Annotated in this window: 24 protein-coding genes, 1 tRNA gene and 1 pseudogene; 14 read left to right on the top strand and 12 right to left on the bottom strand. The window is 64.3% G+C overall.

Features of this window, described 5'->3' with window-relative positions:
• Positions 1-288: pseudogene (locus ABIB00_RS10065) on the top strand (IS4 family transposase); the annotation flags it as partial.
• A gap of 155 nt (positions 289-443) precedes the next feature.
• Here ABIB00_RS10065 and ABIB00_RS10070 read toward each other — a convergent pair.
• Together ABIB00_RS10070 and ABIB00_RS10075 are read right to left on the bottom strand one after the other, a co-directional pair.
• Positions 444-716, bottom strand: coding sequence for a GlsB/YeaQ/YmgE family stress response membrane protein (locus ABIB00_RS10070; RefSeq protein ID WP_247348566.1), 273 nt, complete (start codon positions 714-716; stop codon positions 444-446).
• A 28-nt stretch (positions 717-744) separates the two neighbouring features.
• On the bottom strand, positions 745-1,359 hold the full coding sequence (locus tag ABIB00_RS10075) for a YidB family protein (RefSeq protein ID WP_354104205.1): 615 nt from the start codon (positions 1,357-1,359) through the stop codon (positions 745-747).
• Positions 1,360-1,521: 162 nt separating this feature from the next.
• Between ABIB00_RS10075 and ABIB00_RS10080 the strand changes: the two genes are divergently transcribed.
• Together ABIB00_RS10080 and ABIB00_RS10085 are read left to right on the top strand one after the other, a co-directional pair.
• The gene (locus tag ABIB00_RS10080; RefSeq protein WP_354104206.1) at positions 1,522-2,529 is read left to right on the top strand and encodes a 2-dehydropantoate 2-reductase; all 1,008 of its coding nucleotides are present in this window, start codon (positions 1,522-1,524) and stop codon (positions 2,527-2,529) included.
• A 28-nt stretch (positions 2,530-2,557) separates the two neighbouring features.
• The gene (locus ABIB00_RS10085; RefSeq protein WP_354104207.1) at positions 2,558-2,761 is read left to right on the top strand and encodes a hypothetical protein; all 204 of its coding nucleotides are present in this window, start codon (positions 2,558-2,560) and stop codon (positions 2,759-2,761) included.
• A gap of 42 nt (positions 2,762-2,803) precedes the next feature.
• On the opposite strand, the gene ABIB00_RS10090 is transcribed toward ABIB00_RS10085, so the two are convergent.
• Positions 2,804-3,436: a hypothetical protein gene (locus ABIB00_RS10090; protein WP_354104208.1), complete on the bottom strand. Its 633-nt coding sequence runs from the start codon at positions 3,434-3,436 to the stop codon at positions 2,804-2,806.
• 209 nt (positions 3,437-3,645) lie between these two features.
• Here ABIB00_RS10090 and ABIB00_RS10095 point away from each other — a divergent pair, with 209 nt between their 5' ends.
• From ABIB00_RS10095 to ABIB00_RS10110, 4 genes are read left to right on the top strand one after another with little or no spacing between them, the layout of a single operon-like run.
• Positions 3,646-5,163: an AMP-binding protein gene (locus ABIB00_RS10095; protein WP_354104209.1), complete on the top strand. Its 1,518-nt coding sequence runs from the start codon at positions 3,646-3,648 to the stop codon at positions 5,161-5,163.
• Between the two features lie 27 nt (positions 5,164-5,190).
• Positions 5,191-5,829, top strand: coding sequence for an RraA family protein (locus ABIB00_RS10100; protein WP_354104210.1), 639 nt, complete (start codon positions 5,191-5,193; stop codon positions 5,827-5,829).
• 26 nt (positions 5,830-5,855) lie between these two features.
• Positions 5,856-6,227, top strand: a complete 372-nt coding sequence (locus tag ABIB00_RS10105; protein ID WP_354104211.1) for a cupin domain-containing protein — start codon at positions 5,856-5,858, stop codon at positions 6,225-6,227.
• A 51-nt stretch (positions 6,228-6,278) separates the two neighbouring features.
• On the top strand, positions 6,279-7,235 hold the full coding sequence (locus ABIB00_RS10110) for a tripartite tricarboxylate transporter substrate-binding protein (RefSeq protein ID WP_354104212.1): 957 nt from the start codon (positions 6,279-6,281) through the stop codon (positions 7,233-7,235).
• A 57-nt stretch (positions 7,236-7,292) separates the two neighbouring features.
• Here the strand turns inward: ABIB00_RS10110 and ABIB00_RS10115 are convergent, their stop codons facing one another.
• Entirely contained in the window at positions 7,293-7,586 is a 294-nt protein-coding gene (locus ABIB00_RS10115; protein ID WP_247348584.1) for a GYD domain-containing protein, read from the bottom strand.
• 82 nt (positions 7,587-7,668) lie between these two features.
• Positions 7,669-8,064 (bottom strand): VOC family protein, encoded by a 396-nt coding sequence (locus ABIB00_RS10120; protein ID WP_354104213.1) that lies wholly within the window; start codon positions 8,062-8,064, stop codon positions 7,669-7,671.
• A gap of 141 nt (positions 8,065-8,205) precedes the next feature.
• Between ABIB00_RS10120 and ABIB00_RS10125 the strand changes: the two genes are divergently transcribed.
• Both ABIB00_RS10125 and ABIB00_RS10130 read left to right on the top strand, forming a co-directional pair.
• A tRNA-Arg gene (locus ABIB00_RS10125) sits at positions 8,206-8,282 on the top strand.
• 126 nt (positions 8,283-8,408) lie between these two features.
• The gene (locus ABIB00_RS10130; RefSeq protein ID WP_354104214.1) at positions 8,409-9,548 is read left to right on the top strand and encodes an amidohydrolase/deacetylase family metallohydrolase; all 1,140 of its coding nucleotides are present in this window, start codon (positions 8,409-8,411) and stop codon (positions 9,546-9,548) included.
• Positions 9,549-9,568: 20 nt separating this feature from the next.
• Here ABIB00_RS10130 and ABIB00_RS10135 read toward each other — a convergent pair whose 3' ends face one another.
• The 4 genes from ABIB00_RS10135 to ABIB00_RS10150 all read right to left on the bottom strand — a co-directional run bounded on the left by ABIB00_RS10135 (position 9,569) and on the right by ABIB00_RS10150 (position 12,858).
• Entirely contained in the window at positions 9,569-11,179 is a 1,611-nt protein-coding gene (locus tag ABIB00_RS10135; RefSeq protein WP_354104215.1) for an ABC transporter substrate-binding protein, read from the bottom strand.
• Positions 11,180-11,401: 222 nt separating this feature from the next.
• Positions 11,402-11,956, bottom strand: a complete 555-nt coding sequence (locus tag ABIB00_RS10140) for a TlpA disulfide reductase family protein (protein ID WP_354104216.1) — start codon at positions 11,954-11,956, stop codon at positions 11,402-11,404.
• Positions 11,949-12,410, bottom strand: a complete 462-nt coding sequence (locus ABIB00_RS10145) for a DsrE family protein (protein WP_354104217.1) — start codon at positions 12,408-12,410, stop codon at positions 11,949-11,951. The genes ABIB00_RS10140 and ABIB00_RS10145 overlap by 8 nt, the downstream gene beginning before the upstream one ends.
• Before the next feature lie 19 nt (positions 12,411-12,429).
• Positions 12,430-12,858: a DoxX family protein gene (locus ABIB00_RS10150; protein WP_354104218.1), complete on the bottom strand. Its 429-nt coding sequence runs from the start codon at positions 12,856-12,858 to the stop codon at positions 12,430-12,432.
• Between the two features lie 105 nt (positions 12,859-12,963).
• Between ABIB00_RS10150 and ABIB00_RS10155 the strand changes: the two genes are divergently transcribed.
• The gene (locus tag ABIB00_RS10155) at positions 12,964-13,848 is read left to right on the top strand and encodes a LysR family transcriptional regulator (RefSeq protein ID WP_354104219.1); all 885 of its coding nucleotides are present in this window, start codon (positions 12,964-12,966) and stop codon (positions 13,846-13,848) included.
• Positions 13,849-13,865: 17 nt separating this feature from the next.
• Here the strand turns inward: ABIB00_RS10155 and ABIB00_RS10160 are convergent, their stop codons facing one another.
• Positions 13,866-15,011 carry an acyl-CoA dehydrogenase family protein gene (locus ABIB00_RS10160; protein ID WP_354104539.1) on the bottom strand — a complete coding sequence of 382 codons (1,146 nt, stop codon included), beginning with the start codon at positions 15,009-15,011 and terminating at the stop codon, positions 13,866-13,868.
• A gap of 126 nt (positions 15,012-15,137) precedes the next feature.
• Between ABIB00_RS10160 and ABIB00_RS10165 the strand changes: the two genes are divergently transcribed.
• On the top strand, positions 15,138-15,815 hold the full coding sequence (locus ABIB00_RS10165; protein WP_354104220.1) for an alpha/beta hydrolase family protein: 678 nt from the start codon (positions 15,138-15,140) through the stop codon (positions 15,813-15,815).
• Between the two features lie 3 nt (positions 15,816-15,818).
• On the opposite strand, the gene ABIB00_RS10170 is transcribed toward ABIB00_RS10165, so the two are convergent.
• Entirely contained in the window at positions 15,819-16,793 is a 975-nt protein-coding gene (locus ABIB00_RS10170; protein WP_354104221.1) for a ketopantoate reductase family protein, read from the bottom strand.
• A gap of 159 nt (positions 16,794-16,952) precedes the next feature.
• On the opposite strand from ABIB00_RS10170, the gene ABIB00_RS10175 reads away from it, so the two are divergent.
• Positions 16,953-17,756: an enoyl-CoA hydratase-related protein gene (locus tag ABIB00_RS10175; RefSeq protein WP_354104222.1), complete on the top strand. Its 804-nt coding sequence runs from the start codon at positions 16,953-16,955 to the stop codon at positions 17,754-17,756.
• Between the two features lie 137 nt (positions 17,757-17,893).
• Here ABIB00_RS10175 and ABIB00_RS10180 read toward each other — a convergent pair whose 3' ends face one another.
• Positions 17,894-18,778 carry a LysR family transcriptional regulator gene (locus tag ABIB00_RS10180; protein ID WP_247348595.1) on the bottom strand — a complete coding sequence of 295 codons (885 nt, stop codon included), beginning with the start codon at positions 18,776-18,778 and terminating at the stop codon, positions 17,894-17,896.
• Between the two features lie 113 nt (positions 18,779-18,891).
• Between ABIB00_RS10180 and ABIB00_RS10185 the strand changes: the two genes are divergently transcribed.
• Both ABIB00_RS10185 and ABIB00_RS10190 read left to right on the top strand, forming a co-directional pair.
• Complete coding sequence (locus ABIB00_RS10185; RefSeq protein ID WP_354104223.1) at positions 18,892-20,256, top strand: FAD-dependent oxidoreductase; 1,365 nt, start codon at positions 18,892-18,894, stop codon at positions 20,254-20,256.
• 54 nt (positions 20,257-20,310) lie between these two features.
• A complete protein-coding gene (locus ABIB00_RS10190) occupies positions 20,311-21,315 on the top strand; it encodes an ABC transporter substrate-binding protein (RefSeq protein ID WP_354104224.1) in 1,005 nt (334 codons plus the stop codon).
• The last annotated feature ends 5 nt before the right edge of the window (positions 21,316-21,320 follow it).

The following is a 21,320-nucleotide window of genomic DNA, read 5'->3' on the forward strand; positions in this document are numbered from 1 at the left end:
CTGCAAGCGCGTGACGGCAGACAGCAGTCCATCCACATCGCCTTCAACACCAGCGAGATGGCTACGCTGACTGCCCTGAACCAGCAGTACGAAGCTAAAAGTAAGCGGCTGAAGAACCCGCATCCGCCTGACAGCCTAGCCTGGGCCGCCTGGATCATCGGCCGCCTCGGCGGTTGGGACGGCTATCCATCTTCCAGGCCGCCAGGTCCAATCACCTTCAGCAACGGTCTCCAATACTTCCATGCCGTCGCAGCAGGATGGAGCCTCAGAGATATGTGCATGCCCTAGGGCGCAGGCCGGGACCCATAACCACAGGCCGTGGTTGTCGTTCGAAATCGGCAACTACCGATCTTCGCCAAACCAAATTCGGTGGCTATGGGTCCCGGCCTTCGCCGGGACGACACCGAATTTCTTGGCAGGCCACGCTGCAAAGCGACGGCGGGCTATCCCTTGATCACGCCACTCGCGACCAGTCGGTGCCAGATGAACAGCACCACCACCGCGCCGATGGTGGCCATGATGAATCCGGCGCCCTGGTCGGGACTGTAGTGTCCGATCGCCTGGCCGACGAAGGTCGCGAGAAATGCGCCGACGATGCCGAGGATGGTAGTGAGGATGAAGCCGCTCGGGTTGTTCGGTCCCGGCGCCAGCCAGCGCGCGATGAGGCCGGCGATGAAGCCGACGACGATGATCCACAACAAGCCACCCATGCTCATGTCCGTGCTCCCCTCGTTTTGACTCAAATCAGATTCTGCCCGAGATCTCGTTCTCGGTCGGCAGCCGTCCGTCCGGCGTCAGATGGTCGATCACCTTCGGAAGATACTGGCTGAGGCCGGAGAGCAGCTCGTCGCGCGACAGGCCGCTCTGGGCGGACAGGCTCTCGATCTGGTCGGCGCCGAGCGCGTTGGCGAGATCGCCGGGCGCGATCGCCTTGTTCTCGCCCTTGCCGACCCAGGTATTGGCGGCCTCGCCGTGGCCGCCCTGCTGAAGCTGGTTGAGGAGATCGCCGAGACCGCCGCTGAGCACGCTGCCGGCTGCGCCACCCGCGAGCAGGCCGCCAAGGCCGCCCTTGAGCAGGTCACCGAGGCCGCCGCCTCCGCCAAGTGCGCCTCCAAGACTACCTCCAAGTCCGCCGCCAGCACCCGCATTCACCGGCGGGGGCAGGTGCGTCGGCGTCGGGGACTGCTGCGGTGCCGCGCCGGGCTGGCCCGCGGTCACGTGCTTGAACGCCTTCCAGGCGAGCAGGCCAAGGAGCGCCATGGTCATCGGCGACATGCCGCCCGAGGACTTCTCAGAGCTTGGCGTGCTGGGGCCGCGCGGGCCGTTCTGCATGCCGTTGAGGACGTCGAGTAGACCCATGATGCTCTCCTTTGGCGTTCTCGTCGGCGAGCTCTCGCCGCTGATAGGCCCCCGCGCAAAAACATATGAGGCTCTCATGACGGTTACAAGGCGGATGCGGCGCGATGGGCAGCCGGCCTCGCCTCTGCTATCGAAGGCCGGACATGTCAGGGAGCAAGGCGAGTGGTTACGGATCGACCGATCGTGGTGGCCGGCGCGGGCGCCATCGGATGTTTCGTCGGCGGCATGCTGACGGCTGGCGGCCGCCGCGTCGCGCTGCTGGTGCGGCCGCGGGTGAAGGCCGAGATCGAACGGTTCGGCCTGCTTCTGACCGATTTCGACGGGTCGACGAAGAAGCTCGACCCGGGCCAACTCGCGCTGTCGGAAGATCCCGCGATCTTCCACAGCGCCGGTATCGTGCTGGTCACGGTGAAGAGCGCCGACACGGCCGGTGTCGCGGAGCAGATCGCGCAGCATGCGCCGCAGGATGCCGTCATCGTATCGCTGCAAAACGGCGTCGGCAATGTCGCGGTGCTGCGCGAGCGCCTCGGCGGCCGCCGCGTGATCGCCGGCATGGTGCCTTTCAACGTGATCGGCATGGGCGAGGGCCGCTTCCACCGCTCGACCTCCGGCGATATTCATGTTGGCGAAGACGAGGCGAACACGGCCGCAGCGCTGTCGGCGCCGGGGCTCGTCATGCACGCGAGCCGCGACATCACAGGCGTGCAATGGGGCAAGCTGATCATCAATTTGAACAATGCGCTCAGCGCCTTGTCCGATATGCCGCTCGCGGCGCAACTGGCGAACCGCGACTGGCGAAGGCTGTTCGCCGATCAGATGGCGGAGGGGCTGACCGCGATGAAAGCCGCCGGCATCACTCCGGTCTCGGCGACGCCGATCCCGTCGTCCTGGATGCCGACCTTGCTGAGACTGCCTGATCCGATCTTCAACCTGATTCTGGGAAGGACGATGAAGATCGATCCCGAGGCGCGTTCCTCGATGTGGCAGGATCTGAAGCAGGGCCGCAAGACCGAGATCGACTATCTCCAGGGCGCGATCATCGCGCTCGCCGAACAGAACAGCATCGACGTGCCGCTGTCGCGCCGCATTGTTGCGCTGATCAACGAGGCTGAGGCCGCGGGCAAGGGCCCGCCGCGGCTGACGCCGCAGCAGATCCACGGCGTTGCATGAGCTCACGCCGGCCGACGGGAGAATTGCGATGAAACGCTATTTGACGATCGGGGTCGCACTGGCCGCCCTCTGCGCAGCTTCCACGTTTGCCCAGGCAAGGCCACCGACCGTCACGAATTCGCCCGGCTATGACGCGCGCCTGAAGGAGAGCCGTTCACAGTTGGGTAGTTCACCCGCAGCAACCGCACCGGTGGTCAAGCCGAAGCGCAGCAAGACGAAGCGGACGAACTGAGGCTGGGAGACGGATCTCCATCCAATGACGGCTGTGGCTAGCTCAGCCCTTCTTCGCGGGCTTGCTCGGTGTCGGGCTGAACAGCTTCTTCAGATCATTCAATCCATCCGACAGCCGCGGCCATTCGCAGGAGAACGAGCCCTTGGTGCAGGGCGCGCCCTTCGGCCGCGGCCGTGCGTCGCCGATGGCGGCCTGCTGCACTTTTGGCCGCTCGACCGGCACAGGCACGCGCTCGACCTCGGTTCGCAGCGCGACCTGCTGGAGCTGTTGCGCCTGTTGTTCCTGCTGCTCGCGCTGCTGGCGCGCGGTAGCCTGGGCGGCTTCATTGCTGCGGCGTTGAGTGGCGAGATAGGCGGTGTAGGACTGGTCGATCTTCTTCTGCTCGTCCGGCGTCGGATTGGGGCCGGCGATGTCAAAGCTGCGGTCCTGGAGGAAATCGTAATAGGAGTAGCCGCCGCCGGCTTTGCGCCGGCCGGCGAATTTCGCGTTGCAGTCGGCGAGCGCGGAGGTTTTCTCGGTCTTGGTCGCGGCTTTCTCGGCGGCGTCGGCGCATGCCTCGAAGTCAACAGGCGCGCGTTTCCACCATTGTGCATGGGCATGCGACGGCGCCAGCAGGAAAAATCCTGCTGCCGCCAAGACAAGCGCCGCACGACACGATGCAACTACGTCCGACATTCTACGAGAGCATCCCTTGCAAAACTCAACCCGAACTGAGTCGGGTCGGATTTTTGCCCCTTTATGGCCGGCTTGTCACCCATGGAACCCGGGAAATTCATGGCTGGGATGCTGACATTTTTTGCTTGACGTGGCGCAGGAGTCACAGCGTCACTTCATCCTGCGGTCGCCTTGTTGGCGACGCCAAGAAGACGAAGTGGAAACGCCTGATGCTGCTGCCCCTGTCCGATGTGCCGCGCTGGTACGCCGAGCGCAAACCGCAAGGCACGATCGCCGTCCGTCACGGGCAGGACACGCTGACATGGGACGCGCTCGAGCGCGGCGCCAACCGGCGCGCACGGGCGTTTGCGGCCAAGGGCGTCAAGCCCGGTGATTTCGTCGCGATCGGATTGCCCAACGGCAATTCATTCTTCGAGACTTCTTTTGCGGTGTGGAAATGCGGCGCGACGCCGACCTCGCTGTCATGGCGCCTGCCGCGCGGCGAAGCCGCCGCGGTGCTCGACATCCTGAAGCCGGCGCTCGTGGTCGGCGGCGAAACCGACTGGAATGCGCCGAACCGGCTGCCTGCGGATTTCATGCCGGAAGGGTTTTCCGACGAGCCGCTTACCCCACCGGTGGCGCGCTATTGGAAAGCCATGACCAGCGGCGGCTCGACCGGCCGGCCGAAGGTGATCCTCGATCACCAGCCGGCGGTGACCGACACGGTCGCCGCGCCGCCGCTCAATATCCCCTTCGGGGTTTCGCTGCTCAATCCCGGCCCGCTCTACCACAATGCTCCGTTCATCGTGTCGCACTACGCGCTGTTTACCGGCGGCCAGCTCACCGGCCTCGTCAAGTTCGACGCGGAGGAGGCGCTGCGACAGATCGCGCGCGAGCGCGTGCAATGGGTCAATTTCGTGCCGACCATGATGCACCGGATCTGGGCGCTGCCGGAGCACGTGCGCAATGCCTACGACGTGTCGAGCCTGCAGACCGTCTTCCACATGGCAGCTCCGATGCCGCCCTGGCTGAAGGAAAACTGGATCGCCTGGCTCGGGCCTGAGCGGATCTGGGAGCTCTATGGCGGCACCGAGCGGCAAGGCTCATGCATCATCTCCGGCACGGAATGGCTGACGCACAAGGGCTCGGTCGGCAAGATCGGCGAGATGGCGCGCCTGCGCATCGTCGGCGAGGACGGCAACGACGTGGCGCCGGGCGAGAGCGGCGAGATTTATTTCCTCAACAATGACGGCAAGGACGCCACCTATCACTATCTCGGCGCCGAGCCGAAGCGCCGCGCGGAAGGCTGGGAATCGCTCGGCGATATCGGCCGGCTGGACGCGGAAGGCTACCTCTATCTCGGTGACCGCCTTGCCGACATGGTGTTGCGCGGCGGTGCCAACATCTATCCGGCCGAGATCGAGGCCGCGGTCTCTGAGTGCCCCGGCGTGCGCTCCTGCGTGGTGGTGGGATTGCCCGATCCCGAACTGGGCCAGCGCGTACACGCCATCATCGAGCCGGAGGGCGACGCGGACGGCCAGGCCATTGCCGACGGCATGGCGGATTTCCTGAAGGACAGACTCAGCCGCTACAAGCATCCGGAGAGCTTTGAGATCGTTAGCGCCCCGCCGCGCGATGATTCCGGTAAAGTTCGCCGCACGCTGTTGCGCGATGAGCGCGCGGCGTGGATGAAGGAGGGGCGCGCCTTCCGGATCCTGCCGGCGAAGGCGCGGGCGCACGCCGAGTAAGACAATTCACGGGAAGGACTGACGATCATGACCATCACCATCGCTGCGAACTCTGTGCCGAAGCCGCCGGCCGAGATCATCGAGGGTTTTCGCGGTGCGCCGACCTCGGTCATTTCGGACAATCTCGCCCGGCTGCCGGGTGCCGTCGGGCTAAAGCCCTATCATCGCGGCGGCAAGCTGGTGGGCACGGCGTTCACGGTCCGCACCCGTCCCGGCGACAATCTCGCCATCCACCGCGCGCTCGAACTGGTCGGCCCGGGCGACGTCATCGTGGTCGATGGCGGCGGCGACGAGACGCGGGCGCTGGTCGGCGAGATCATGAAGAATATCGCGCAGTGGCGCAAAGCCGAAGGTTATGTGATCGACGGCGCGATCCGCGACGTTGCGGCGTTCGCGGCCGACGACTTTCCCTGCTACGCCCGCGCGGTGATCCACCGCGGCCCCTACAAGAACGGCCCCGGCGAGATCAATTTGCCTGTTTCGATCGGCGGCAGCGTGATCTCGCCCGGCGACATCGTGGTCGGCGACGAGGACGGCGTGGTGTCGTTTCCCGCCGCCGGTGCCGCGGCGCTGCTGGAAGCCGTGCGGGCCCAGGTCGCGCGCGAGGAGGAGACGCTGAAGGCGATCCGCGAGGGCCGCTATCAGGGCTCGTATGGAAAATCCTGATCAGAGAAAAAAGAAGGGAGGATGGCGTGAGCCAGAAAGAGGAATTCCACAATCTCGACGATACCGGCGACGGCCTGTTTCGCGAGCTCGCGGCGGGGGTGACCACGCGCATCTTCTCCGGCGAGCAGGCGATGCTGTCGGTGGTGACGCTGGCGCCGCATGCGCAGGGCACGCTGCACCATCATCCCGAGGAGCAATGGGGCGTGCTGCTCGACGGCTCCGCGACCCGCGTCCAGGGCGACGAAGAGATTCCCGTGAAGAAGGGCGATTTCTGGCGCACGCCCGGTAATGTGCCGCATACCATGCGCGCCGGCCCCGACGGCGCCCGCGTGCTGGACATCTTTAGTCCACCGCGACCGGAATACAGAAAAGCGGGGTCCGGTTTCGGGACGACTTAAAGCGCTCACAAGCAAAAAAGCAAAGAGCGAAGGCAAAACAGGAAGGACAATATGACGATCACACGACGGGCGCTGCTGGCCGCGCCCGCCATCCTCGCGATGGCACCGGCAAGCGCACAGGCCTCAAAAATCACGCTGGTGGTGCCGTTTCCGCCGGGCGGATCGACCGATGCGATGGCGCGGCTGCTCCAGAGCCATCTACAAACCAAGCTCAACCGCATCGTCATTGTCGAGAACAAGTCGGGCGCCGCCGGCGCGCTCGGCGCGGCGCAGGTTGCCAAGAGCCCGCCTGACGGCTCCACGTTCCTGGTCACCTTCGATTCTCACGCGGTGATCCCGTCCATCCTCGACAAGCCGCCCGTTGATGTCGAGCGCGAGCTGATGCCGGTGTTGCTGGTCGGCACCGCGCCCTACGTGATCGCGGCCGGTGCGGGCCGTCCCTACAAGAGCTTTGCCGACGTGGTGGCGGCCTGCAAGGCGACACCCGGCGCGGTGAAATATGCCTCCGTCGGCATCGGCACGCTCGGCCATCTCGCCATGACCGTGCTCGGCAACAAGGCCGGCGTCGAGATCATGCACGTGCCCTATCGCGGCGGCGGTCCCGCGATGAACGACGTGCTCGGCGGCCATGTCGATCTGATCGCGGGATCGGCGGCGCTGGTCGCAGCCCAACTCGGCACCAACATGCTGCGTCCGATCCTGCAACTCGGCCGCGAGCGGCTGCCGGGCCTGCCGGATACGCCGACCGCGATCGAGGCGGGCTTTCCGGATTTCGAGACGCTGGCATGGTGGGGCATCTTCGCGCCCACGGGTACGCCGCCTGACATCGTCGCAGGCCTCGCGACGGCGTCCAAGGAGATCCTGAGCGAGCCCGCGACCGCGGCGCAGCTCAAGGAGACCCAGCAGATGACGCTGCTGCTCGAGGACGGCCCCGCCTTCAAGACCTTCTTCGACAAGCAGGTCGCCACCTGGGGCAAGGTGGTGAAGGACAACAATATCAAAGCGTAAGAGGCCCCTTCCCGGGATTGCCATCCCAGGTCCGGTGCGCTGGCGCGGGCTTGAACGTCAGAGCATCTTGCCAACGATCTTTGTCATATCTGCTGCCGAAAACGCGCGCAGCGTTTCGGTGCGGACATTGCCAAGCGCGCTGAGACTAAGGCTGAGCGACATTGCGGCAGCCTCATCTGGAGCCTCGAGAACGGTCACAACGTCATATCGTCCCTGCGTCCAGACGATCTCTTTCACGGTCACGCCGAACGTTTTGGCCATTTCCTTGAAAGCGTCGACCCGCTTCGGCGAGTCCTTGACGTTGCGGACTCCCTGATCAGTGAAGTTCCCCAGCACGACATAGGTTACCATGGTCGTCCTCCCTGGTTAGAACCCAGATACAATTCTCGCTTGAGGAAACCGCGCCGAGTTTGCCACGGCGGCTGAGACGGCGCTACTCGCGCGTTGGGAACGTCAGCGGATGTGACTTATGCGGTCCGGACAACGGTCGCGCGAAACTGAGCTCATGGCCGTCGGGGTCGGTGAGATGGAAGTAGCGCTCACCCCATTCTGCATCGCGCGGTGCGGTCGACGGCTGCCACCCGGCGGCGCGTGCGCGCGCGTAGGCCCCGTCGACATCGGCGACGTAGAAGATGACGCGGCCCCACCAGGACCAGTGCTTGTCTTCCGGCTGCGCAGTCAAGTTGAGATAGCTGGTGCCGGCGCGAAAGCTTGTGAATGCAGCGGCCTCGCCGCCATATAGCAGTTCGAACCCCAGCGAACGATAGAACTGCACGGCGCACCCCATGTCATGCGTGCTGAGCGTGATGGCGCTGATGCTTTCGATCATGTGGGCTACTCCGCCGAGTGGGATCTGGAGGCGATTGTACAGCCGTCCCGTTCAGGTTGACGCTGATCTGGCCCGCCTTGCGGCTGGCGAACCGCATCCTGCTCTGCTATGAGGGGGCCGAACCCGTCCCGCGGGTTCCGCGGTCCCGTAGCTCAGCCGGATAGAGCGACGGTTTCCTAAACCGTAGGTCGGAAGTTCGAGTCTTCCCGGGATCGCCAGTTTCTCAATGAGCAATCGCTGCGTTTGCCACGCTCGTCGGCGCAAAAATTGCTAGAAGCGCGAAGCTTCCTTCCTTGCCCGGGCTGATTGCCGGCCCCGCCTCGCTGCCATATCCGGAGACAATGATGCCTTTCGATTTGATCCTGCGCGGCGGACGCGTCGTTGACCCCTCGCAAAAGCTCGACGCCGTGATGGACGTGGCCTTTGCGGGCGGCAAGGTGGCGGCGGTCGGCAGCGCCCTCAAGGCGGATCCGGGCACGGATGTGCGCGACGTGTCTCGCTACATCGTCACCCCTGGCCTGATCGATCTCCACACTCATGTCTATTGGGGCGGCACTTCGCTTGGCATCGACGCCGAGGAATTCTGCCGCCTCTCCGGCGTCACCACCGCCGTCGATACCGGCAGCGCGGGGCCCGGCAATTTCGCGGGCTTCCGCAAGCACGTGATCGAGCCGAGCCAGGTTCGCATTCTCGCTTATCTGCACGTTTCGCATGCCGGCATTTTTGGCTTCTCGCACCGGATCATGGTCGGCGAGAGCGAGGAGCTGCGGCTGATGAATCCGATCGAGGCGGCCAAGGTGGCCGATGCCAACCGCGATCTCATCGTCGGCATCAAGGTGCGCGTGGGCTTGCACTCCTCGGGCACGTCGGGCGTCGTGCCGCTCGATATCGCGCTCGAGGTCGCGAACGAGGTCGGCATGCCCCTGATGGCGCATATCGACCATCCGCCGCCGACCTACGAGGAGGTACTGGCGCGCCTGCGCCCCGGCGACGTGCTCACCCATGCGTTCCGGCCGTTCCCGAACACGCCCGCGACCGCGCAGGGCACGGTGAAGCGGGCGGTGCTCGACGCTCGCGAGCGCGGCGTGCTGTTCGACATCGGCCATGGCAAGGGTTCGTTCGCGTTCAAGACCGCGCGCGCCATGCTCGCCAACGGCTTCTATCCGGACACCATCTCCTCCGACATCCATCAGCTCTGCATCGACGGGCCGGCCTTCGACCAGGTGACGACCCTGTCGAAATTTTTGTGCATGGGCATGCCACTGTCCGACGTCATCGCAACCTCCACGGTCAACGCTGCGATGGCGCTGCGGCGCCCCGAGCTCGGCAGCCTCAAGCCGGGCAGCGTCGGCGACGCCACGCTGATCTCGGTCAAAGAAGGCCAGTTCGACTATGAGGACGTCGTCGGCGAGCACCTGATCGGCGATCGCAAGATCGTGTCCGAAGGCGTTGTCATCGGCGGCCGCTGGTGGCATCCGAACTAGTGGTTCGTGAGGCCGTTAGCCTACTCGTTCTTGTCGACATTCCAGAACATCGGCGTTGCCGGGCCGTCGATCACGCCGGTCAGTGATTTGCGCCATGCGCTCGGCGCCTGGAACTGGCCGAGTGGGACGTAGATCACCTGATCGTAGGCTTCCTTCTGCACGTCGAGGGCGATCTTCTTCTGCTCTTCCGGTGAGGTGGCGCGGGCAAAGGCATCGCGCAGCTGCTCGAGCTTGGGGTCCTCGGACCAGCCGAACCAGCCGCCCTCCGTGCCCTTGCCGACGATCGCGATGTTGACGAGCGGGTTCATCGAGTCGGCGGCGCCCTGGTAGGTGAAGAACATGTTCCAGCCGCCTTCCTTCGGGGATTTCTGGTTGGCGCGGCGGGTGACCACGGTCTGCCAGTCCATCGCCTGAACGTCGACCTTGAAGCCCGCCTCGCGCAGGAGCTGTGCGACCATGACCGGCTGCGCTTTCAGCAGGATCTGGTCGGTTGGGGCCAGGATCACCACAGGCGTGCCGTCATAACCGGATTCGGCCAAGGCCTTCCTGGCATCCGCCATGCCGTTTCCCTTGACCAGGGTCTCGCCGCCTTCGTCGCTGGCCAGCGGCGTATCGCAGATAAAGAATGCGCCGCAGAGCTTGTAGTATTTGGGATTGCCGATCTGGGCGTCGAGCACGTCCTTCTGGTTGATCGCGAGCATCGCGGCGCGGCGGATCTTCACATTATTGAACGGCGGATGCAGGAAGTTCATCCGGCCGAACGATTGGAAGCCGAACTTGTTCAGGATCGCCACGTTGATGTCCGGATTCGACTCCAGCGTGGGCAGCATGTCGAATGGCGGCGTTTCAAGGAAATCGACGTCACCGGATTGCAGCGCGTTGAGCGCGGTCTGCGAGTCCGGCGTCGTCAGCCACTCGACACGGTCGACCTTGACCACCTTGCCGCCCGATGTCCATTCGGCGGGCTCCTTGCGCGGCACATAGTCGGTGTTCTTTTCGTAAACAGCTTTCACGCCGGGCTGGAATTCGGCAGCCACGAACCTGAACGGACCGGAGCCGATCTGCTCCGGAATCTGCTTGCTGATCGGGGTTTCGGCAAGCCGCTTGGGCATCATGAAGGCGCAGATCGCCGATGGCTTGGCGATCGTCTCGAGCACGAGGCCATAAGGCTCCTTCAGCTTGAAGACGATCGTTTTGGCGTCTGCGGCTTGGATGCCTGCCGTGAAGTCCATCAGCTTGCGCGCCATGCCGTCGACGCTCGTGCCCCAGCGCTTCAGCGAGGCGACGCAATCCTCCGCCGTCACCGGCGCTCCGTCATGCCATTTCAGGCCCTCGCGCAAGGTAAAGGTGTAGGTCAGCTTGTCCGCGGACACCGTCCAGTCGGCCATCTGCGGCCGCACCTTGAAGGTGGCATCGATGCCGAGCAGGGTGTCGTAGACCATATAGCCATGGTCGCGGGTGATGATGGCTGTCGTAAATCCGGGATCGGTGACGCGAAGGTCCGATTGCATCACGGCGATGAGGGTCTTGGGGCCGGCAGCGGCTGATGCCGGTGACGTCCAGGCGGCGGAAAGGGCAGACGGCGAAACAGCAGCAAGCTGGAGGAGTTTCCGGCGCGAGAGGTGAACCATTCGCTTGTCTCCTGACGTGACGCAGACGAAACCAGATGGTGATTGCCCCGTCGCACGCAGCGTATGGTCTGGTGCCGCATCTTGCAATGACGGGTTGTCTGGGCAATCTGAACTCGCTGCGATCGAGCAAAAGCCGTCGGACCCAGCGGCGTAACGGCAGACCGCATCGTCCTAGGCCTGCTCGCGATAGAATTGCAGCAGCCGCGCGCCGGCGGGCGAGAGTCAGTCGGGTGCGCCAGTGATATAGCCGTCGATGTAATGACCCGTTCCCACCACATAGGTGACGGGCATGCCGACAAGCCTGAAATTCCCGGCCGATGATTCCGCGATTGCGCCATATGCGTCGACGTTGCAGGCGAGATTTTGCACGGCCAGGCCGCCGAGGAATGCGCGGATCTTTCGCAAGTCCTTCGTATCGGTGCAGATCGCGAGAACGTCGAGCCGATCGGGCCGCGATCCCGCGAGGCTTGCGAGCGCGGGTAGATCGAGCCGGCAGGCCGCGCACCACGTCGCCCAGAAATTGACGAGCGTGATGCGTCCCGGCTTTGCCGTCGCAACGATGTCCCTGCCATTGAGATCCTGAAGCCGGAGCGGAGCCATCGGCGCACGAGGCCGCACGACCGTGAACTGATTGCGGCCGGCCTCGAATACCGGCGGCCAGGACGGGTCGCCGCCCTGCGCACGGCTTGCGTGCAGCGAGGCAATGAGCGCGGGCGCGGCCATCAGGAGCGATCGCCTGGACAGCTCCGTGCCGGGCGCGCGAGGCCTCTCACGCATGGATATAGGCCCAGCCCTTGAGTTGCAGATCGACCACGCGTCCGATCCCGAACGGGACGAGGCTCGCGCCCGCGATCAACGGCATCAAGGCCTGCTCCTTCGCTTCCGCGATCGCTTTTGACGACGCGCACATGCTGTAGGCGAGATTGGGCAGCGACTGCCGCAGCGTCGCGAGCGGTTCGACGATCGGAGTCTTGTCCGCCCGGAAGACGTCGACGCCCTTGCCGTTGGCGACGACCTCGATCAGCAATCTCGCACCCCTGTCGGCAGAATGCCTGGAGAGGTTGGCGGAGTAGCTGATCGCATGACCCATGACATAGGGCTCGTTGCTGTCGATCAGGATCACGACGCCCTCGGCAAGGCGATCCTCCTTGGCCGCGGCGATGCCGCCGGCCGTGAGGATCGCGGTGCCGGCGAGCAGGCCCCTGCGGGACCATCCGCTGGCTGGGATCATGGCGGCGCTGTCCTGCTGCTTAAAATCGCCGGGCAGTAATCGGCGCCTTGCGGCCGCGGCCCCACAGCACGAACAGGCTAAGCGCGAGCAGGACGACATTGAGCGGTGTCGTCGCGGCTTCGCCACGCGAGATATGGAAGAAGAATGCAAAGACCTGCAGCACGCTACAGCCGAGCGCGGCCAGCACCGTCAGTCGCGGCAGGATCCGCGTCAGAGCCGGCAGCAGAATGCCGATACCACCGGCGAGATCGACCAAGGCGACGGAGCGAACGAACGTTTCGGAATACTCGCCCGCAAATGGCATCATCGCGGCGAGTTGGGGAATGGGCGTGAGCAGTTTCACCAGCCCGGCCGAGACGAAGACGAAGGCGAGAAGGACCTGTGCGGCCCAGAGGCCGATGCGAAGGGCGCGGCCGAGAGGGGCGGTCTCAAAGGTCGTGGCGGACATGGTGGTTCTCCAAAGGATGTGAGGGCTGCCACCATTTGATAATTTCCATTTATTTGATCAATATAGGTTTTGGGATGGGTTCATTTCCCCAATGTTGATGATTTGATGGATACTCTGGTCAGTATGAGGGTGTTTTGCCTGGTCGCCGAGCTGAAGAGCTTCGCGGCCGCAGCCCAGCGCCTGCGCATCTCCGCCGCCATGGCGAGCAAGCACGTGATGCAGCTCGAGAAGCGGCTGGGGACCCGGCTTCTCAACCGGACCAGTCGGCGCGTCAGCCTGAGCGAAAGCGGCACGCTCTATTTCGAGCAGGCCAGGCAGATGCTGGATTCGCTCGACGAGGTCGAAGCCGCCGTCAGCAACGCGACGGTCGTTCCGCGCGGCACGCTGCGGCTGACCGCGCCGGTGTGGATGGCGAACACGATCTTCGCAGGCGTGCTGGCGGATTACCAGGCGCGCTATCCGGAGGTGCGCCTCGATGTCGATCTCAGCGGACGGATGGTCAATCTGGTCGAGGAGGGCTTCGATCTCGCTCTGCGCGCGACCGGCGCGCCCGACGAGGCGCTGATCGCCCGGCCAATCACCAACGTCCCATTCTACCTCGTTGCCGCTCCTGCCTACCTCAAACGTGCGGGCCGCCCGGCGACCTTCGCCGATCTCTCCGGTCAGGCTTTGCTGCACTACGCGCTTTATCCCAGCGAGAGCTTCTCCTTCCAGGGCGCGCACGGCACCGAGACCGTCAAGCTCGATCCGGTGCTGCGCAGCGCCAACGAAACGCTGCTGCACATGGCCGCGCTGGAAGGCATGGGCCTGGCCTTCCTGCCGAAATGGCTGGTCGCCGAGGACATCGCTGGCGGACGTCTCGAACACCTCATGCCCGGGCAGGTCATCTTCGAGGGAAATCTGTTCGCGGTCTATCCGAGCCGCAAATACCTCTCCGCGAAGGTGAGGACCTTCATCGACTTCATCGCCGCCGACAAGCGGATGAGGTAACGGTTACAGCGACCTGATCACAGCGACCTTGCGATCAGCAGCTTCATGATCTCGTTGGTGCCGCCATAGATCTTCTGGATGCGGGAATCGATGAAGATGCGCGAGATCGGGTATTCCTGCATGTAGCCGTAGCCGCCGAACAGCTGCAGGCATTCGTCGGCGGTCTGGACCTGCTTGTCCGAGCACCAGTATTTCGCCATCGACGCCGTGACCGTGTCGAGATCCTTTGCGACCAGGCGCTCGATGCACCAGTCGACGAAGACGCGCGCGATCATCGCTTCGGTCTTGCGCTCGGCGAGCTTGAAGGCGGTGTTCTGGAACTCCATCAGCGGCTTGCCGAACGCTTTCCGTTCCTTGGTGTAATCGACGGTGAGTTTTATCGCGCGCTCCATCGCGGCGACTGCGCCGACCGCGAGTGCGAGGCGTTCCTGCGGCAATTGCTGCATCAACTGGACAAAGCCTTGGCCTTCCTCGCCGCCGAGCAGGTTTTCCGGCGGCACAGTGACGTTGTCGAAGAACAGCTCGGACGTGTCGGAGGCATGCAGGCCGATCTTGTCGAGGTTGCGCCCGCGCTTGTAACCATCCGCGCCCGCGGTCTCGACCACGATCAGCGAGATGCCCTTGGCGCCGACATCGCCGGTGCGCGCGACCACGACGACGAGATCGGCGGCCTGGCCGTTGGTAATAAAAGTCTTCTGGCCGTTGATGACGTAGGAATTGCCCTGCTTCCTGGCCGTGGTCTTCACGGCTTGCAAATCCGAGCCGGTGCCGGGCTCGGTCATGGCGATGGCGCCGATCATCTCGCCGGAAGCCATCTTCGGCAGCCAGCGCTTCTTCTGCTCCTCGGATCCGTAATTGAGGATGTAGTGCGCGACGATGGCGCTATGTACGGAGACGCCGGTCGTCAGCTCCGGCACCGTGCTTTCGAGGTCGTCCAGAACGGCGGCATCATAGGCGAAGGTGGCACCAAGGCCGCCATATTCTTCCGGCACGCTTGCCAGTAGCGCGCCCATCTCGCCGAGCCCGCGCCAGGCAAAGCGGTCGACCATCTTCTGCTCGCGCCATTTTTCGGCATGCGGGGCCAGGTCCTTGGCAAGATATTTCCGGAACTGGTCGCGGAAGATTTCGAGCTCTTCGGTCATCCAGGAGGAGCGGTAGGACATGGTCACCTCGGTCAATGCGGCTTTCCGGCTTGGTAGGCCGGGCGGCCGTGGCAATTATTGTGTTTTCAGGCTGCGCCGGTGACGCTACCAAGGCGGCCGGATTAGCGTCTGTCGGGATGTCTGATTGTGGCTGTCAAAACTCAAGAGCTCAAGCTCGACATCGAGCGCATCGGCACGGTCTCGGCGATTTTGACGCAGCCGGACAATGCGCGCGCCTGTTACGTGCTGGCCCATGGTGCGGGCGCGGGCATGAAGCATGCATCCATGGACAAGATTGCGGAGGGCCTTGCCGATCGCGGCATCGCGACGCTCCGCTTCAATTTTCCCTATATGGAGAAGAAGCAGGGCCGTCCCGACCAACCGGCAGTCGCCCACGCCGCCATCCGCGCGGCGGTCAAGGAAGCCGCACGGCTGTGCCCCGGGTTGAAGCTCGTTGCCGGCGGGAAGTCGTTTGGCGGGCGCATGACGTCGCAGGCGCAATCCAAGGCGCCACTGCCTGACGTCAAGGGGCTCGCGTTCCTCGGCTTTCCCCTGCACGCCGACAAAAAGCCGTCGACGGAGCGCGCCGAGCACCTCGCCGATGTCGAGATTCCCATGCTGTTCCTGCAAGGCACGCGCGATGGGCTTGCCGATCTCGGCCTCCTCAGGCCGGTCGTCGCAGCGCTCGGAACGAAAGCCACGCTCCATGAGGTCGTAGGCGGTGATCACTCCTTCGCGGTGCTGAAGAAATCCGGCCGGACGAATGAAGAGACGCTCACAGAGGTGCTCGATACGCTGACGGCCTGGATTGACCAGCTCGCCTGAAATTCACGCCGAATAAAGCCCCTTGTCGCGCGCCTTCTGGATCGCGAGCGCGGCGATCAAATCCAGCGTCGGCGTTGACAGGCCGGCGGTGCGTGCGAAGGCGGCGGGCGCTTTCACCAGGACGTCGATCTCCATGGCGCGGCCGAGCTCGTAATCCTGCAGCAGCGATGGCTTGTGATTGGGTGCGGGGCCGCTGCGGCTCACGCGCTTGACCTCGGGGATGAAGTGTTGCGCGATATCGTTGGCCTCGTTCAGCATCCGCGGGATGACCTCGGCGAACGCAGGATCGTCGCGCACGCCGCGCGCTGTCTGACCGGTGAGCAGGCACAGCACCGACAGCGACATATTGGTCAGCAGCTTTGACCAGATCGCCTCGCGAATATCGGCGACCGCCGGCGATTCCAGCCGTGCGTCGTTGAAGACTCCGCGGAGCGTCGTGATGCGCTCGCAATTGCGGTCGTCGCATTCGCCGATCAGCAGGCGGTTGCGGTCCGGGGTGAGGTTGTGCACCACGCCGGGCGCGGTCACCTCGTTGGAGGAGAAGACGACGCCGCCGACGATCCGCTCTTTCGGAATGCATGCGCGCAAGCGCCCGCCGGGGTCGAGGAAGGAAATGTCGGGCGGTGTCGGATGCCGCGGCGGCAGGCCGATCCCGTACCACCAGGGAATGCCGTTCTGCGCAAAAACGATCGCGGTGTCGTCCTGAAGCAGCGGCTTGATGCTGGCGACCAGCCCCTGGAGCGCGGTTGCCTTGAGCGTCGAGATCACGACGTCCTGGGGGCCGAGCTGGGCCGGATCGCCGGAGGCGTTCACCTTGGCGGAGACCTCGGAATCGCCGACGCGCAGCTTGAGGCCATTGGCGCGGACCGCCTCCAGATGGGCGCCGCGCATCACGCACGAGACCTCGTGGCCGGCGCGGGCCAGCCTGACCGCGATATGGCTGCCGACGGCGCCCGCGCCGAAAATGCAGATGCGCATGGTGTGATGTCCCGTCCCTGGTCCCTTGAATGCCGCCCGGCGGCAGCATGACACAAGCCGCCATGCGATGGACGCGGCTGCCCTACGCCGGAAAGATATGGATCGGAACGAGCGGCCTCGGTCATAGTGCAGGGCAAACAAACGACCGGAGGAACGCCGATGACTGACAGCCCTGTCCTGTGGACCCTCGATGCGCGTGGGGTTGCGACCGTCACGTTGAACCGGCCCGAGGTGAACAATGCCTATGATGGCGCATTGATCGCAGGCGTGCTTGCGGCCATGGACGATCTCGGCAGCAAGCCCAACCTTCGCGCCGTCGTGCTCCGGGGCAATGGCAAGCATTTCCAGGCCGGCGCCGATCTCAAATGGATCAACGGCGTGCGGCCGCAATCGACCGAGGCTAACGAGGCCGCGTCGCGTGCGACTTTCGAGGCTGTGCAGCGGCTCAACACGCTGCCGATCCCGACCGTCGCGCTGGTGCAGGGCGGCTGCTTTGGCGGCGGTACTGGCGTGATCGCAGCCTGCGACGTCGTGATCGCGGCGGACAACGCCTTGTTCTCGATCACCGAAGTGCGCTGGGGCCTGACCGCGGCCATCATCATCCCGCAGCTCTGCGATGCCATCGGTGTCCGGCAGGTCCGCCGCTACGCGCTGACAGGCGAACGCTTCGGCGCTGAGGATGCCCGCCGCATCGGCCTCGTCCACGAGGTGGTGCCGCTCGCCGATCTCGACGCCGCCGGTGCCAAGGTGGTCGAGCAGTTGCTTGCCAATGGACCTGAAGCGATGGCCGAGACCAAGCGGCTGGCGCTGGAGAGCTCGTTCGGCGGCATGGCGGTGGACGACGCGGCCTACACGCGGCTCGTGCATCTGCATTCGCTGAAGCGACAGAGCGCGGAAGCCGCGGAGGGGCTGGCGTCGTTCGCGGAGAAGCGGGCGGGGAATTGGGGCGGCGGAACGAGGTGAGCTCAGCAGCCACGGCAGATGCTGTGGATGTGGAATATAGCCCTGATGAGTGAAGCGACATCCGGGAATGCCAAAAGGGACCCCGCATATCGCTTCGCTCATACGCGCTACGGCCCTCGCGCACTTGGCGCAACTTCTCATAATGACGTCGCGAGGGACGTTTTTAGCAGCGTGAGCAGCGCCTGCACCGCGGCCGCATTGCGCCGTCGCTCGGGGATAGCGGCCTTCACCCACAATTCCGGGATCGGAAAGTCGCGCAGCACCGGTTTGAGCGTGCCGTCGCGTAACGCGTCCGCGACGAGATAATGCGACATCAACGCGATGCCGTTGCCCGCGATCGCGCTGCGCGCCAGCACATGGCCCTCGTTGGAGGAGAGCAGCGGGCTGACCTGGATGCTGATGCGACCGCGCGGGCCGTCAAAAATCCACTCCGGCCCCGTCGGCAAAAAGCTGAGGCAGCGATGCTCGACGAGATCGCGCGGATGCTTTGGCGTTCCGTGTTTCTTCAGATAGGCAGGTGAAGCACAGAGCAGCCGCTTCAGTGCACACAAGGGCTCGTCCACTACGCCGCCGAAGGAGTGCGGGAAGGCGCCGATGGCGATGTCGAAGCCTTCCGTCACCGGATCGACGGGACGGTCGATCAGGACGATTTCGAGTTTCAGCTTCGGGTTTTGGGTCTGGAACGCGCTGAACACATCGGCAAGCCGGGCGATGGTCAGCGATGTCGGTGCCTTGATACGCAAATGATCGATAAGATCATGGCCCTTCTCGCCCATGCGCGACAGGAGATCGCCGACATCGGCGACCACGCTGCGCGCCCGGTGGACATATTCTTGGCCAGCCGCGGTCAGGCGCAATTGACGCGTCGAGCGATGAAACAGCGGCGTGCCGATCCGCGTCTCCAATTGGGTGACCCGCTTCGCGACCACCGAAGTCGCGACATTGAGCTTTCTTGCCGCGGCGGAAAATCCGGCCGCGTCCGCGGTGGCGAGGAACGCCTGAAGGTTTACCAGGATGTCCATCTCCGGCCTTTCGCGATTCGAGAAGGGTGATCGCTTATTTTGGTAGATTGTAGCCCGGCCCGCGTTAATTCATAGTCCGGCCCAAGCAAGAGATTTTGGGAGCGGGATGCGCCATGCAGGTCATGACGATCGAAGAACCGGCACGCCAGGTGCCGCTCTACGGCGAATATGAAGTCGTCGTGCTCGGCGGCGGTCCGGCCGGCATCGTGGCGGCGGCATCAGCGGCGCGCGCGGGACGGAAGACGCTCTTGATCGAGCGCTACGGCTTCCTTGGCGGCATGGGCACCGCCGCAGGCGTCACCAATTTTTGTGGTTTGCACGGCAATGTCTACGGCCAGGCCCACAGGCTGGTGCAGGGCATGGCGTCCGAGCTGCTGGCGCGGATCGATCATTTGAACGGCCTCAACGCGCCGCATCTCATTCTCGGTAAGGTCTTCGCCCAGGCCTATGACACCGCCGCCTACAAGATCGCGGCCGACCAACTGCTCGCCAGCCACAAGGTGCACATCCTCTTCCACGCGCTCGGCGCCGGCGTGGTGATGGGCGATAACAGCCGCATCGACGCGCTGATGGTCGAGACCAAGGCGGGCCGGCAGGCGGTGCGATCAGAGATTTTCATTGATTGCTCGGGGGACGGCGATCTCGCGGTCTGGGCCGGCGCGCCGTTCGAATTCGGCGACGAACACGGCCATCCGATGTACCCCTCGATGATGCTCCGTCTCAACGGCATCGATCCAGAGAAGGCGGGCGAGGCATGGCGGACCATCCCGCAATTGATGGAGAAGGCCACCGCCGCCGGCACGCACACATTCCCGCGCAAAAGCGCGATCGTGCGCCCGCAGAAGTCCGGCATCGAATGGCGGGTGAACTTTACGCAAGTGGCGCGGGAGGACGGCCACGCCATCAACGGCATCGAGCCTGATGACCTTACCCGCGGCGAGATCGAAGGCCGCAAGCAGGCGCTCGCCGCCTTCGAATTCCTGCGCACCGTGGCGGGCTTTGAAAAATCCTATATCGTCGATTTGCCGCCGCAGCTCGGCATCCGCGAGACCCGCCGCATCACGGGCGGCTACCAGCTGAGCGGCGAGGACGTGCTCGGCTGCGCCTCGTTCGAGGATTCCATCGGCGTCAACGGCTGGCCGATCGAGGCCCATGTTCCCGGCGACGTCGTCTTCACGTTCCCGCCAATCCCGGAATCGCGCGGCTATAACGAGTTGCCTTACCGCATGCTGGTGCCCGAAGGTGTCGACAATCTGCTGGTCGCCGGCCGCTGCGCCTCGATGACCCATGAGGGCCAGTCGGCGGCCCGGGTCTCCGGTGCCTGTTTCGTGATGGGGGAGGCGGCCGGTTCCGCCGCCGCGCTGGCGCTGTCCGGAAACCGGATCCCGCGTGACATCCCGGTTGAAAAGCTGCAGGAAACGTTGAAACAACAGGGCGCATTCATCGGCCGGGACCAGCCCGTGCCCGAAGCGCTCTGACGGGCTGCAAAAACGACCAAGAGAACCACCAAAAGAACCACTGGAGGAAACGGGATGATCGGGATTGTGCGGCTCGCGCTAGCTAGCCTCGTGGCGATCACAGCGATGGGCGCGGCCCGGGCCGAGGACGCGCTTAAGGCCAGGATCGGCGTGCTCAGGCTATCCTCCTCCGCCCCCGTCTTCATTGCGCAGGACAAAGGCTATTTCCGCGAGGCCGGCCTCGACGTCGAGCTCAAATTCTTCGATGCGGCCCAGCCGATCGCGGTGGCCACCACCTCCGGCGACATCGATTTCGGCGTCACCGCCTTCACGGCTGGTCTCTACAATCTCGCCGGCAAGGGCGTGGTGAAGGTGATCGGCGGCATGAGCCGCGAGAAGGCCGGCTATCCCCTGATCGGCTATTTCGCCAGCAACAACGCCTATGCCGCCGGGCTGAAGACGCCGAAGGATCTCGCGGGCAAGCGTGTGGCGATGACGCAGGTCGGCTCGAGCTTTCACTATTCGCTTGGCCTGCTCGCTGACAAATATGGTTTCAAGCTCGCCGAGGTGAAGATCGTGCCGCTGCAATCGCTCTCGAATGCGGCGGCCGCGCTGAAGGGCGAGACTGTGGATGCAGCACTGCTGCCGATCTCCACCGCGCGAAAGCTGATGGACGAAGGCGGCGCGAAGTTTCTCGGCTGGGTTGGCGACGAGACACCCTGGCAATTGGGCGCGGTGTTCGCTTCGCCGAAGACGCTGACCAACAAGGTGCTGGTGACGAAGCTGCTCGGCGCTTTGGCAAAGGCCGATCGCGAATATCACGACGTCATTCTTGCCGTGATGAAGGACGGCGTCGCGCCCATCAACGAGCAGACAAAGCCGCTGCTGGAGATCATCGCAAAGTACACCAATTTGCCGGTCGAGCAGGTGGTCGGCAATTGCGCCTATATCGATCCCGACGGCAAGCTCGACGTCAAGAACGTCGACAACCAGATCAAATGGCTCCAGGAGCAGGGCTTTGCCGACAAGGGCTTTGATGCGAATTCGATCATCGCCAAGGACTTTGTGAAGGCGGATTGATTGAT

Source organism: Bradyrhizobium sp. LB14.3, from assembly GCF_040547985.1.
GTDB lineage: Bacteria > Pseudomonadota > Alphaproteobacteria > Rhizobiales > Xanthobacteraceae > Bradyrhizobium.